We start from the raw sequence: 12,598 nt of genomic DNA on the forward strand, positions 1-12,598 counted from the left end.
CGGGTGAACGTTCGCCTGACGGCTAACAACAGACCGGTTCAGGCGGACTAACCCGACACATCAGATCGCGTCCATCACCCGCGGTCGCGTCCTTGGGGAGCGCGCGCGACATGACGCCGGCGGAGATGGACCTGTACAACGCGATCGAGAAGATGGGGCGGGTCAGGTTCGCCGGAGCGGGACGGAAGGTCGGCGCCGGATTCCTCTCGAAGCAGTTGCTGCGCGGGAACGGTTGCCGGCCGCGCGTGCTGATCCTGTGCGACGTGGTGGTGACGGGGGAGCTCGATCTGGAGGCGGGCGAGGTCGGCTTCCCGGTGGAGTTCGAGGGATGCGCGTTCGACCACGCACCGAACGTCGAGCAGGCGACGATGGCGGGCCTCTACTTCACCGACTGCCGGTTACCCGGACTGCGTGCCTCGCAGGTCCGCTTGCACGACGGCCTGGCTTTGCACAACTGCCACGTGAACGGGTGCGTGCAGCTCACCGGCGCGCACGTCGCGGGGCAGCTGGACATGGAGGACTGCGTGATCGTCGGCTCGGCCGACGGCGCGCTGGAGGCCGACGGGCTGCGGGTGGAGCAGGACGTCTACTGCACCGGGAAGTTCCGGGTCACCGGGCCGATGCGGATGATCGGCGCACACATCGGCGGTGAGTTCATCTGCGACGGAGCGGTCTTCCGCAATCCCGGGACCGAGAAGGCATTGGAGCTGAGCGGTCTCGTCGTGCGGGAACACGTCTTCTGGCGGCACGGTTTCTCCGTCGAGGGTGAGGTCGACCTGAGCGGTGCCGAGATCGCCGGACGGCTGATCTGCCACGGTGCCCGCTTCTTCAACCTCCGCGGCATGGCCCTGCAAGGGCCGAACATGACCGTGAGGCAGGAGGCCGAGTTCTCCCGCGGGTGCACTGTGGAGGGTGAGCTGAGCCTGGTCGGATGCAAGATCGGCGGCTGGCTCGACTTCACCGGTGGTCAGTTCCGCAACGCCGGCGGCAGGGCGATCGACCTCACGCTGGCGTCGACCGCGATGAACCTGGTGATGCGGGCGGGAACTCTCGTGCACGGCAAGCTCAGCCTGTCGAACGCGAAGATCGGCGGTGCGCTTCGGGCGCAGGGCGGTCATTTCCAGAACAGGTTCGACACCGCGATCGAGGCGCTGGGACTGAAGGTGCACAGCGATCTCAGCCTTGGTGTGCGCGACTCCGAGCGGTTCCACGCGCTGGGCCAGGTCGTGCTCAGCGACGCGCACGTGGGCGGCACGCTCAACTGCACCGGCGGGTGGTTCGAGAACAAGGAACGGGACGCGTTGGTCGCCCGTGGCATCAGGGTGGACCGGAACGTGGCGCTGCGCCGCATGTTCACCGCGAACGGCAGGGTCGATCTGGCGGGCGCGTCGGTCGACGGCAAGGTCGACTTCCGGGAAGGGTGGTTCGAGAGCCGGGTCGAGGCGCTGCGGTGTGACCGGATCCGGGTCGGGCACGCCGTGAAGTTCGATCAGGCGCGCGTGAGCGGTGGCGTGCGGATGTGCGACGCCAGGATCGGTACCGAGGTCACGTTCGACGGCGCGGCGCTCGCGGGCGATCCGGCGTTGAAGCTCAAGGGCAGCCAGATCCGCGGGACGTTGCGGCTGAACTTCGCCGAGCAGCCGGACGGCCCGCTGGACCTGCGGGACGTGACCACCGGGTCTCTCGACGACCGCGAACCCGACTGGTCGGACGGGACGCAACTCGACCACTTCGTCTACGGCGCCCTGCGCGACAAGCCGATGGATCTGGAGAAGCGCCTCAACTGGTTGAAGGACCGTCCTTACGTCCCGCAGGTCTACCTGCAGCTCGCCGCCACATACGAACGAGCGGGTCGTCATGATCAGGCGGTGAAGGTGCTGGTGGCCAAGGAGGACAGGCGCCGCCGTGAGTGGAAGGGCGTTCGCGGCACGGTGTACAGCAACGTCTGGTTGATCCTGAAGCCCACCGTCGGATACGGGTACCGGCCCTTCCTCATGCTCTGGTGGCTCGGCGGGCTGCTCGTCCTCGGAGGGCTGCTGTTCAACCGGGTCGGCAGGTTCGTCCCGGTGAGGAGTGGCATCGAAGCCGGGTGGTTCCACTCGTGGCTGTACACGTTCGACCTTCTTCTGCCGGTGGTGAGCCTGCATCACAGCGATCTGTGGATACCGTTGGGCACCACCAAGTGGCTGTCGCTGGCCTTCACCGTCGTCGGATGGGTTCTGGCGATCTGCCTCGTGACCGGTGTCGGCCGGCTCTTCAAGCGGGACGAGCGTTAGACATCGGCTCATTTGGAGCCTTTATCGATTCTGCAGGGCATGTAATTCGCTCATACCTCCGATGACCTCTTGAGCGCGGCCGTCGATTGGCGTAGACCTTTGCGCGGTAACACCGAGCACGTCTTCCTTCCGCCGCAGGAGGCGTCCACCAGGAGGCTGGCTCGTGCGCAAAAGGTTGCGTCGTCTCGGCGTGTTGATGACCGCCGCTCTACTCGTTGCAGGCGTGAGCACTCCGGCGCGCGCCGAGGTGCTGCATCCGCGGCAGGACTGGTTGCGGGCGTCCACGTCCGGGTTGTTCCTGCACTGGGGGATGCGGACGAATCCGGGCTACACCAGTTGCAGCGCTTGGGAAGCCGCTGTCACGGGTGGTGGCTGGAGCGCGAAGTACTGGGTCGACGAGGCGAAGAAGCTGCACGCGCAGTACCTCGTGCTGGCGTCGTTCCACAGCAGGCTCGGGTACGCGCGGGCGTGGCCGTCGGCGATTCCGGGAAGTTGTTCGACCAAGCGGGACTTCCTCGGCGAGCTGGTCGACGCCGCCTCGGCGGAAGGGTTGAAGGTCATCAACTACATGACCGACGACCCGCAGTGGCACGACGAGGGCGGGCACGAGTGGCTCGACTCGGCCGGGTACTCGAAGTACAAGGGCAAGACGGTCAACCTGCAGGAGCGGCCTGGGTTCGGGCAGTTCAGCTACGACAACTTCGTCGAGGTCATGCAGCGGTACCCGAAGCTCGCCGGGTTCTGGATCGACAACGACAACGCCTACTGGGAGCAGAACGGTCTGTACGAGCGGATCCGGAAGGATCGTCCGGACATGGTCCTCAGCAACAACAACGAGGACACGGCGATCATGGACACGATCAGCAACGAGCAGAAGACCGGCATGACGCCGAACTACGACTACCCGCAGGCGGTCTACACGGCGGCGCCGCGGTTGATCGAGGCGTGCTTCAAGCTGCCGAGCGGCGGAGCGTGGTGGTACTCCGGCACCAACTCCACCGTCGACTACAAGCTGACGCTGGGGCGGTTGATCACCAACGTCGGCAGCGACGTCAAGGCGTTGATGGCGGAGACGGCGATGGTCAACGGCAAGTTCCCGTCGAACCAGGCCTCCTTCAACAACTTCACCAGCACCTACCTCGCCGACATCTGGGAGTCGATCGGCGGCACGTCCGGCGGCGGGTACCTCAACGGCGGGCTCAAGCCGGGGTTCTGGAACGACGGCGCGCACGGCGTCACGACCGTGTCCAAGAGCAACCCTCAGAACAACTACGTCCACGTGCTCACCAAGCCGTCCGGCAGCACGTTGAAGGTGCGGGACAACGGGTACAAGGTCAGCAAGGTCACGAACCTGCGCACGGGCGCGGCGGTGAACTGGGCGCAGGCCGGTGGCACGATCACGCTGAGCGGCATCTCGAACTGGGACCAGTACGACACCGTGTTCAAGGTCGAGACCGCCGGGCGCGAGGGGATCATCGCGCCGTCGAGTTACACGATGAGCGCGTCCGCTTCGGGTTCCGGGCACCCCGCTTCGCACGCGGCGGACGGCAACTACCAGACCTATTGGGACGCAACGGGTGCGGGCACCGTGTCGCTGCGCTTCGACCTGGGGTCGGCGAAGAAGGTCTCGTACGTCGCGCTGAACCAGCGTGAGGATTCGACGACGTATCCGGCGTCAGGTTCCGCGCGGATCAAGAACTACAACGTCTACACGTCGAACGACGGTTCCAGTTGGACGAACGTGAAGTCCGGATCGCTGGCGAACCACCGCGGTGTGCAGTTCATCGACCTGCCGGCGAACACGACCGCGCGCCACATCCGGGTGGAGAAGACGTCCACGCAGGGCAAGGCGCAGCTGCGGATCGACGAGGCGTGGCTCGGGTCGGCCCATCCCGGTGCGGGCGGTGGCGAGCCCACGCCCGAGTCGCGGTACGAGGCCGAGAACGCTGTTGTGTCGCAAGGGGTCGTGGAGTCGAACCACGCCGGGTTCTCCGGCACCGGGTTCGTCAACTACGACAACGTCGCGGGGTCCGCGGTCGAGTTCAAGGTCACCAGTGACGTCGCCGGACCGCGGCAGGTCACGCTGCGGTTCGCCAACGGCACGACGGCGAACCGGCCGCTGGACATCTCGGTCAACGGCCGGCTCGCGGTGGACGAACAGGCGTTCGCGGGCACCGGCGCGTGGACGACCTGGCAGTCGGTGACCGTGACGCTGGACCTCGACGCCGGCGAGAACACGGTCCGGGCGGTCGCGACGACCGCGAACGGTGGGCCCAACCTCGACTACCTGGAGATCTAACAGGACAGGGCGCGCTCGATGTTGTGATCGGCGATTTCCCGCATCGCGTCGCGGTGCGGGAAATCGCCGTCCAGCAACCGAAGCGGACCCTCCACCAGGGACAGGTACTGCGCCAGCCGGTACAGCGACAGCCGCGCCGGGTCGAGGCCCGCGACCGGGCGGTAGTGCGGGCCGAACCGCAGTTCCAGGAACACGTGCTCCCACTCGACGTCGAAGAACATCACGCCCTCGATGTCGATCAGCACCGGCCTGCCGTCGGCGACGAGCACGTGGTCAGGGCCCAGCTCGCCGTGGATCAGGCCGTAGGTCGTGCGCGGCTCGATCAGCGCATGCCGTTGGCGCAGCTGGGTTTCCAGCCGTGACCGTTCGGCGGCGATGCGCGGGACTCGCTCGCAGCACGCGTCGAGATGTCCGAGCGCCCGCCGCAGCACTACGTCCGGCACCGGTGGGGCGTCGGCGGGCTGGAGGGAGTTCGGGCGGCCGTAGCGCGGGCTGAGGCGCTGGTGCATGGCCTGCACGTCGTCCCACAGCCGTTCGAGCACCTCGGTACCGCCGTCGAGCTGCTTCTCCAGGAAGTCGCCGCCGAGGTCCTCGACCACGATCACGTCGCGGTCGACCAGCACCAGACGCGGGACGCACGCCCCCGCCTCGGACAGCGTCGTGTGCGCCGTGAGGAACAGGTCGCGTCCGCTCGCGTTGCCGAACAACGGGTCGTACTCGTGCTCCGGCCAGTAATCCTCGGACGCGCGCCACACGTAGGCGATGCCCGTGGTTCCGTCGTCCAGCATCAGCCGGTAGACGCCCTTCTTGCTGCCGCCGCGCAGACGTGCCACTTCGCGCAGTTCACGGCCGTATGCCGCGTGCGCGATGTCCGTCAGGTCGGCCACCCCCAGATGTGCCACGCTCCGGAACGTTAGAGAGCGGCACGTGAAACTGGTGCCAACACCGGCGGGGCGAGCGGACACGAACAGGTATGACAACCGAAGACCCTGACGACCGCGCCTTGTGGTCGCAGGCCGCTGAGGGCGGTGGACACGCCTTCGGGGTGCTGTTCGACCGGCACGCGAAGGCGGTCTACAACCACTGCTTCCGGTTGACCGCGTCCTGGGCCGAGGCGGAGGACCACCTGCAGGCCACGTTCCTGCTGGCCTGGCGCAAGCGTGCCGAGGTGCGGCTGGAGCGCGAGTCGGCGTTGCCGTGGCTGCTCACGGTGGCGACGAACGTGGTGCGCAACGACCAGCGGTCCCTGACGCGCCGGCTGCGGAACCTGCGGCGCGTCGGCGAGGAGCGGCCGATGCCCGACCACGCGGACCAGGTGGCCGAGCGGCTCGACGACCAGCGGCGGATGAAGGAGCTGCTGACCGCCGTGGCGAAGCTGCCGCGCAACGAACGCGAGGCGCTCGCGCTGTGCGTGTGGTCCGGCGTGTCGTACGCGGACGCCGCGGCGGTGCTCGGCATCACCGAGGGCAGCGTGCGGGCACGGGTCAGCAAGGCCAAGTCGAAGCTCCAGCAGCACCGCGAGCTCGTGCACACCGGGGAGGACCGATGACCAGCATGCTTCCACCCACTCGCGACCTGCCACCGGGCCGGCACACCCAGATCCGCGCCGAGGTCGAACGGGCGCTCACCGGCCGCCGCAGGTCGTCCCGGCTCACCGTGCCGATCCTCGCCGCCGCTGCCGCGATGGCTGTCGTGGCGGCGGGCGTGGTGTTGTTCAGGTCAGGTCCGGCGGAGCACACGCCGGCCGTCCAGATCACGACGTCACCGACGTCCACGCCGACGCTGCGGCACACCTTCGGCCTCACCCCGGAGCAGATCACGGCGATCGAGCAGGGCTGTGCCAAGGCCGAGAACATGACGGGTCGGCCGACGATGTACCAGTACGGCCGCGAAGACGCAGGTCCGTGGGCGTTGGTTTACACCGATAGGGCGGTCTTGACGTGCGATCTCGGCCGCGGCGGAGTGGAGTACTACACGTTCCGTCCCGCTGAGGTCGTCCGCGGCTGGCTGCCGGGACACTTCTCCGTGGACTGGGTCAGCAGCGCTCTTGGCGGCGATGTCACCCCGTCCATCCCCGAGCTCGCGGGCGCCCCCGGCTACCGCGTCGTGGCGGGTCGCGTCGACTCGTCCGTCGCCCGGATCACCTACCGGCCCCAGGACGGCGAGGTGGCGGAGGCCAAGATCGTCAACGGCACCTACGTCGCCCGCATCGCCTACCCGTCGAACTGGGCCCCCAGCGTGAACGGTCCCATGGAGCTGTGGGCCTACGACGACGCCGGGAACCTGCTCGGCACCAACACCGAGCTGGCCGCCACCTGCTACTACGCCCCGGACACCAAGGAGATCGTCCACGGCGAGAAGGGCGCCTCGGCGGACAAGTGCAAGCCCGCGACGCCGTGGCGCTAACGAGCCCTACCGATCAGTAGCCCCAAGCGACATACTGGTTGGTATGACGACTGTGGCGAACTTCGGCGGCACCAGTCAGTACGCGGACCTCGACGGGCCCGTGCACTGGGTCGACTTCGGCGGACCGGACGACGGACCGCGGATCGTCCTCGTGCACGGGCTCGGCGGTTCGCACCTGAACTGGGCGTTGCTGGCGCCGTTGCTCGCGAAGAAGGCGCGCGTCGTGGCCGTCGACCTCGCCGGGCACGGTCTGACGCATCCGGAGGGCCGCGAGACCACGGTCCAGGCCAACTCGCGGCTGCTCGGCCGGTTCATCACCGACGTCGTGGGCGAGCCGGTGATCCTGGTCGGCAACTCGATGGGCGGGATGATCTCCCTGTTCCACACCGCCCACAACCCCGGCCTGGTCAGGGGCCTGGTGCTGGTCGACCCGGCGCTGCCGATGGTGTTCGGGACACGCCCGGACCCGACGATGCTCGGGACGTTCTTCATGTACTCGGTGCCCGGCCTGGGCGAGCGGTTCCTGGCCAGGGCGAAGACCGCGCCGCCCCGCGCGCAGGTCGACCGCCTGCTGGAACTGGTCTGCGCGGACCCGTCGGGCATCCCCGAGGAGCTCAAGCAGGCGTCGGAGCACCTGATCGGTGAACGCGCGAAGGTGCGGGGGCTGGACACGGCGTTCCTCGCGGCCGCCCGCAGCACCGTGTTCACGACGTCGAAGCGCGGCGCCTACTACGCGGCGATGTCGAAGGTGCGCGTGCCGGTGTTCCTGATGAGCGGCGACCGGGACCGGCTGGTCAACGTGGCCGCCGCCCGGTACGTGGCCCGCCGGCACCCGCACTGGCGCTACGACGAGTACGCGGGCATCGGTCACGTGCCCCAGATGGAGATCCCCGGCGTCGTGTCCGAGCGGGTGCTGGACTGGATGGACGCCAACCGCTTGAGCACCTCCGCGAGCTGACCGAGCGTGAGCCGCTCCCGCAGGACGGGAGCGGCTCCGGTCAGCACGAAGTGGTCGTCGAGTTGCTCCACGCCCGTCAGCTGGATCCCGCGCGGGAGTTCCGGCACGGCGAACACGCGCGCCGGCAGCCACTTGTGCAGCCGCACGTGCAGCTCCGTGCCGACCAACCGGACGGTCAACGGCAACCAACTGACCGGTTGCAACTCCGGAATGTCGGAAAAGTTCACTTCGACGCGGAACTCGACGGGGGACGACACCAGCACCGCGGGCGGGTTCACGTGCACGTCCCGGCACACGATGGTCGCGCGGCGAGCACGCCAGCGCGACCATCGCACGTTCTCCAGCTCGATGCGGACGTCGTCGACCTGACCGAGCGCCAGCCCGAGGGCGCCCAGCCGTGCGTCGAGTCCTACTACGGTCAGGTGCAGGTCGTGCGCGCCCGCCTGAACCGTCAGATCGTGTCTCAGGCCGTGGTCTCCGGCTTCACTCCGTTCACCGAGCTCTTCGGCGCGGCCTTGGCCGTCGAGCGGACGGCCCGCGGCTTGGGGGCGGGCTTCGCCGTGGCCTTCGCGGCAGCGGGCTTCGCAGCGGGCTTGGCGGCCGGCTTCACCGCGGCGGCCTGCTCGGCGGCCACGGCGGCGGCCTCCTTGGCGACCTCTGCCTTCGCGGCGGCCTTCTCCTCGGCCTCTGCGGCCAGCGCGACCATCTCGTCGAAGCCCGCGCGGATGCCGTCGGCGAGCAGCTGGACGTCCGGCACGCCGTCGAAGTCGGCGTTGATGCCGAAGGTGAACCTGTCCAGGTAGGAGAAGATGCCGACGGTGATCCGGATCGTGGAGGCGATCGGCACGTACGGGAACATCTCCACGAGCGGGCGGCCGAGCATGTAGAGCGGGATGCGCGGGCCCGGCACGTTCGTGGTGACGGTCTGCAGGATCTGCTGCGGGAACCGCATCGCGGTCCGCGAGCCCAGCGCCATCAACGTCGGCGCGGCGAAGTTCGACAGGTTCGTGATCACGTCGGCGCCGGCGGCCTGACGCGAGTTCTTCAGGTCGTCCATCTGCGCGCGGATCGACGCGAGGCGCTTGACCGGGTCCGACTCGCCCACGGGCAGGTTCACCAACACCGCGCTGACGCGGTTGTTCAGCTCGTTGTGCTGGTCGGCCTTGCGCATCGACACGGGCACCATGGTGCGCACGACCATGCCCTCGGTCAGCTCGCCGCGCTTCTCCAGCAGGTCCCGGAAACCACGCGTGATCGCGGTGAGGATGACGTCGTTGACCGTGCCACCGGCGGCCTTGCGGATCTGCTTGATCTCAGCCAGGTTCGCGCGCGCCCACACCCAACGGCGGTGCGGCCCGATAGGACCGTTGAGAGACGTCGCGGCACGCGTCACGAGACGACGTGCCGTGCCGGGAAGCGAACCGAGCACCGACTTGCCGAAGTCCACGATCTCGCTGAACGACCGCAGGTTCCGTGCGACGGCGGGCAGCGCGGCGAGGTGTTGCACGGGGGTCACCACGGCGTCGCGCACACCGTCGACCACCAGGTCGAGCGTCGACGGCTGTGGTTGCGGCTTCCACTCCCTCGGCTCCGGGAGAACGCTTTCCTGTTTGAAGTCCAGCATGAGCTGGAGCATGTCCGTTCCGGACACTCCGTCGATCATGCAGTGGTGGACCTTGGAGATGATGGCCCAGCGGCCGCCCTCCAGGCCCTCGACGAGCCAGGCCTCCCACAGCGGCTTGGAGTCGTCGAGCTTCTGCGCGAAGATCCGGCCCGCGAGGTTGCGCAGCTGGTCCTCACCGCCCGGCGACGGCACCGCGGTGTGCCGCACGTGGTAGAGGATGTTGAAGTGGTCGTCGTCGACCCAGACCGGACGGCCGACGTGGAACGGCAGGGCCTTCACCTTCTGCCGGTAGCGGGGGACCTGGTCCAACCGCGACACGAAGAGGCGGATCACGTCGCCGTAGGACGGCGCCGGGCCGTCGAAAACCAGGACGGAACCGACGTGCATGGGCACGTTCTCGTCCTCGATGAAGTAGAAGCCTGCGTCCAGAGAGCTCATCCGATCCACTCGAAAAATGGTAGAGGAGCTTTGCTTCTGAATCGACGTCCATGCAGGTGAGAGGCACTGCACAGGTGTGAGGTTGCCAACGTGTTACCTGGTGGTGGCGAATCGAGACTCGAAAGTACTGGCGAAAAGATCGTTCACGAAACATCATGGACTCACTGGGCAACGCGGCCCAGGGCGCCGGCTCGGGGTTGTCGACGTGTGGGGAGGCTCCTATGTCTGCCGTACCTTCAGACGAAGTCTTCGATGTGCCTGCTTCTCCACTGCACCTCGTCAGAGGAAGCGCGCCCGGCCTGTTCTGGTACCTCACCGAGCCCACCCGCTGCGCTCTGGACGTGAGCGAGTTCGTCGCCACGCGTTCGATGCTGCGCGGTGCGCCGTCCGGTGACGGTCACCCGGTCCTGGTGTTCCCCGGTCTCGGTGCCGCCGACTCGTCGACGGTGATGCTGCGCCGGTTTCTATCCGGTTTGGGCTATGACGTCCACCGCTGGGGCCTGGGCCGCAACATCGGCCCGACACGCCGCGCGGTCGACGGCATGCACGCCTTGGTGAAGAAGGTTTCCGACGCGCACGGCGGCCCGGTCTCCATTGTGGGCTGGTCGCTCGGCGGGATCTTCGCGCGCGAGATGGCGCGGGACCACCCGCACCGCGTGCGCCAGGTGATCACGCTCGGCTCGCCGTACAACATGTCGGATCCCGTGCAGTCACGGGCGATGCCGGCCTTCGCGCTGTTCTCGCGCCTGCACATCCCGCGCGAGGAGTTCCCGCCGCTCGAGTCGACGCGGCCGCCGATCCCGGTGCCCGCCACGTCGATCTACTCCAAGACGGACGGCATCGTGTCGTGGGAGTCGTGCATCGAGGAGCCGGGAACGCGGCGGGAGAACGTCCAGGTGTCGTCGTCGCACCTCGGCTATGGCTTCAACGCCACCGTTCTGTGGGTGGTCGCTGACCGGCTGGCGCAGGCGGAGGGCACGTGGGCGCCCTTCGCCGCGCCACCGGGAATGGCACGCATGTACCCGAGGGCGGCCTAGCAGGGCCGCGGGTCGGCGTAGATCACCAGCGTCTGGGCGGGCTGCTCGGCGAGGTGGAACGCCGTGTAGGCGTAGTCGACGGCCCCGAGCCGTTGGTGCCGCAGGCGTTTGCGGCCGCTGCTCTGGGCCTGCACCTCGTGGTGGGGCCACCAGGAGCGCACCTCCTGGCTGGCCTCGTGCAGGTCGTCGATCAGCCGGGTGAACCGCGCGTCGCCGGGGTGCCGGCCGGCGAGCGTGCGCAGCCGGGCGAGCAGGCCGCGCGCCTCCGGTTCCCAGTCGAGCAGGACGTGCCGTGACTCCTGCTCGGTGAACACCCAGCGCGCGAAGTTCGGTTGACCCGCTTGCAGGTTCGGGAAGAGCTCGGCGGCGGCCGCGTTGTGGCTGAGCACGTCGTAGGTGGCGCCGATGACGTACGCCGGGTTCGGCCCCAACAGGTTCGGCACGGCGGCCACCTCGTCCGGCAGGGTCTCCTCGGGGGCCTCTGCCGGTGCACGCCCGGCGAGCCGGAACAGGTGGTCCTTTTCGGACGGAGCGAGCCCGAGCGCCACCGCGATCGCTCCGAGCACCTGGTCCGACGCCTGCACGTTCCTGCCCTGTTCGAGGTAGGTGTACCAGGTCGCGCTGATCCCGGCGAGCACGGCGAGCTCCTCCCGGCGCAGGCCCGGCGTGCGGCGGCGGCCGGTGCTCGGCAGACCGGCCTCAGCGGGAGTGATCCGCTCCCGGCGGCTGCGCAGGAACGCGCCCAGTTCGCTCATGCTGGCACCTCCAGTACCAGCATAAGACGGCTCTGGATACCAGGCTAAAACCGTCGCAGGCTGGGTTCATGACAGGAATCGAAGGAAAGGTCGTGGCGATCACCGGCGCCAGCAGCGGCATCGGGGAAGCCACCGCGTTGTTGCTCGCGGAACGGGGCGCACGTCTCGTGCTCGGTGCACGGCGGGAAGACCGTCTCGCGGATTTGGCGGCCAAGACAGGGGGTTTTCACGTGCGGACCGACGTGACGCGGCGGGAGGACCTGCATTCGTTGGTGGCACTGGCTTGTGAGCGGTTCGGCAGGCTCGACGTGCTGGTGGGCAACGCGGGAGCGGGCCCGATCTCGCCGCTGGACGACCTGCGCGTCGACGAGTGGGACGAGATGGTGGACGTCAACATCAAGGGCGTGCTGCACGGGATCGCGGCCGCGCTGCCGGTGTTCCGGGCGCAGCAGGCGGGACACTTCGTCACCACCGCCTCCACCGCCGCGTTCCGCGTTGTGCCGGCCATGGCGGTCTACGCGGGCACCAAGGTCGCCGTGCGGGCGATCTGCGAGGGACTGCGCCAGGAGTCCAACGGCACGTTCCGCGTGACGACCGTGTCGCCGGGGATCGTGCACACGGAGTTCGCTGAGGCGTCGACCAACGACGACGTGCGCAAGAGCATCGCGGGCATGCGGGACGAGATCGCGATCTCTCCGGACGCGATCGCCCGCGCCGTGGCGTTCGCGATCGAGCAGCCGGCCGACGTCGACGTGAACGAGATCGTCGTGCGGCCGGCTGCCCAAAGCTGAGGCCTACCCAGAGC

Annotated in this window: 11 protein-coding genes; 7 read left to right on the top strand and 4 right to left on the bottom strand. The window is 68.3% G+C overall.

The window, feature by feature from the left end; all coding sequences use genetic code 11:
- Positions 1-110 precede the first annotated feature (110 nt).
- On the top strand, positions 111-2,276 hold the full coding sequence (locus B0F77_RS48045; RefSeq protein ID WP_086665078.1) for a hypothetical protein: 2,166 nt from the start codon (positions 111-113) through the stop codon (positions 2,274-2,276).
- Positions 2,277-2,439: 163 nt separating this feature from the next.
- Positions 2,440-4,575, top strand: a complete 2,136-nt coding sequence (locus tag B0F77_RS23260; RefSeq protein WP_425435706.1) for a discoidin domain-containing protein — start codon at positions 2,440-2,442, stop codon at positions 4,573-4,575.
- Here B0F77_RS23260 and B0F77_RS23265 read toward each other — a convergent pair.
- A complete protein-coding gene (locus B0F77_RS23265) occupies positions 4,572-5,477 on the bottom strand; it encodes an aminoglycoside phosphotransferase (RefSeq protein WP_211293957.1) in 906 nt (301 codons plus the stop codon). The two genes, B0F77_RS23260 and B0F77_RS23265, sit on opposite strands and share 4 nt — an antisense overlap.
- Positions 5,478-5,548: 71 nt before the next feature.
- Here B0F77_RS23265 and B0F77_RS23270 point away from each other — a divergent pair, with 71 nt between their 5' ends.
- From B0F77_RS23270 to B0F77_RS23280, 3 genes are read left to right on the top strand one after another with little or no spacing between them, the layout of a single operon-like run.
- Positions 5,549-6,124: an RNA polymerase sigma factor gene (locus B0F77_RS23270; protein ID WP_086665079.1), complete on the top strand. Its 576-nt coding sequence runs from the start codon at positions 5,549-5,551 to the stop codon at positions 6,122-6,124.
- Positions 6,121-6,981 (top strand): hypothetical protein, encoded by an 861-nt coding sequence (locus tag B0F77_RS23275; RefSeq protein ID WP_086665080.1) that lies wholly within the window; start codon positions 6,121-6,123, stop codon positions 6,979-6,981. Before B0F77_RS23270 ends, B0F77_RS23275 begins: the two co-directional genes overlap by 4 nt.
- A 43-nt stretch (positions 6,982-7,024) precedes the next feature.
- Complete coding sequence (locus B0F77_RS23280) at positions 7,025-7,939, top strand: alpha/beta fold hydrolase (protein ID WP_086665081.1); 915 nt, start codon at positions 7,025-7,027, stop codon at positions 7,937-7,939.
- On the opposite strand, the gene B0F77_RS23285 is transcribed toward B0F77_RS23280, so the two are convergent.
- Both B0F77_RS23285 and B0F77_RS23290 read right to left on the bottom strand, forming a co-directional pair.
- Positions 7,849-8,274 (bottom strand): hypothetical protein, encoded by a 426-nt coding sequence (locus B0F77_RS23285; RefSeq protein WP_086665082.1) that lies wholly within the window; start codon positions 8,272-8,274, stop codon positions 7,849-7,851. The genes B0F77_RS23280 and B0F77_RS23285 overlap by 91 nt on opposite strands.
- Before the next feature lie 128 nt (positions 8,275-8,402).
- On the bottom strand, positions 8,403-10,001 hold the full coding sequence (locus tag B0F77_RS23290) for a WS/DGAT/MGAT family O-acyltransferase (RefSeq protein WP_245848572.1): 1,599 nt from the start codon (positions 9,999-10,001) through the stop codon (positions 8,403-8,405).
- Between the two features lie 254 nt (positions 10,002-10,255).
- Between B0F77_RS23290 and B0F77_RS23295 the strand changes: the two genes are divergently transcribed.
- Entirely contained in the window at positions 10,256-11,038 is a 783-nt protein-coding gene (locus B0F77_RS23295) for an esterase/lipase family protein (RefSeq protein WP_245848573.1), read from the top strand.
- Here the strand turns inward: B0F77_RS23295 and B0F77_RS23300 are convergent.
- Positions 11,035-11,793 (bottom strand): helix-turn-helix transcriptional regulator, encoded by a 759-nt coding sequence (locus tag B0F77_RS23300; protein ID WP_086665085.1) that lies wholly within the window; start codon positions 11,791-11,793, stop codon positions 11,035-11,037. The genes B0F77_RS23295 and B0F77_RS23300 overlap by 4 nt on opposite strands.
- A gap of 68 nt (positions 11,794-11,861) precedes the next feature.
- Here B0F77_RS23300 and B0F77_RS23305 point away from each other — a divergent pair, with 68 nt between their 5' ends.
- On the top strand, positions 11,862-12,584 hold the full coding sequence (locus B0F77_RS23305) for an SDR family oxidoreductase (RefSeq protein WP_086665086.1): 723 nt from the start codon (positions 11,862-11,864) through the stop codon (positions 12,582-12,584).
- Positions 12,585-12,598 lie beyond the last annotated feature (14 nt).

It is taken from the genome of Lentzea kentuckyensis (assembly GCF_002150765.1).
GTDB lineage: Bacteria > Actinomycetota > Actinomycetes > Mycobacteriales > Pseudonocardiaceae > Lentzea > Lentzea kentuckyensis.

What these genes read in the sequence shown, in the direction of transcription:
- B0F77_RS48045 (WP_086665078.1), top strand. Translation starts at nt 111, where the DNA reads ATGACGCCGGCGGAGATGGACCTGTACAACGCGATCGAGAAGATGGGG.
- B0F77_RS23270 (WP_086665079.1), top strand. Translation starts at nt 5,549, where the DNA reads ATGACAACCGAAGACCCTGACGACCGCGCCTTGTGGTCGCAGGCCGCT.
- B0F77_RS23275 (WP_086665080.1), top strand. Translation starts at nt 6,121, where the DNA reads ATGACCAGCATGCTTCCACCCACTCGCGACCTGCCACCGGGCCGGCAC.
- B0F77_RS23280 (WP_086665081.1), top strand. Translation starts at nt 7,025, where the DNA reads ATGACGACTGTGGCGAACTTCGGCGGCACCAGTCAGTACGCGGACCTC.
- B0F77_RS23290 (WP_245848572.1), bottom strand. Translation starts at nt 10,001, where the DNA reads ATGAGCTCTCTGGACGCAGGCTTCTACTTCATCGAGGACGAGAACGTG.
- B0F77_RS23300 (WP_086665085.1), bottom strand. Translation starts at nt 11,793, where the DNA reads ATGAGCGAACTGGGCGCGTTCCTGCGCAGCCGCCGGGAGCGGATCACT.
- B0F77_RS23305 (WP_086665086.1), top strand. Translation starts at nt 11,862, where the DNA reads ATGACAGGAATCGAAGGAAAGGTCGTGGCGATCACCGGCGCCAGCAGC.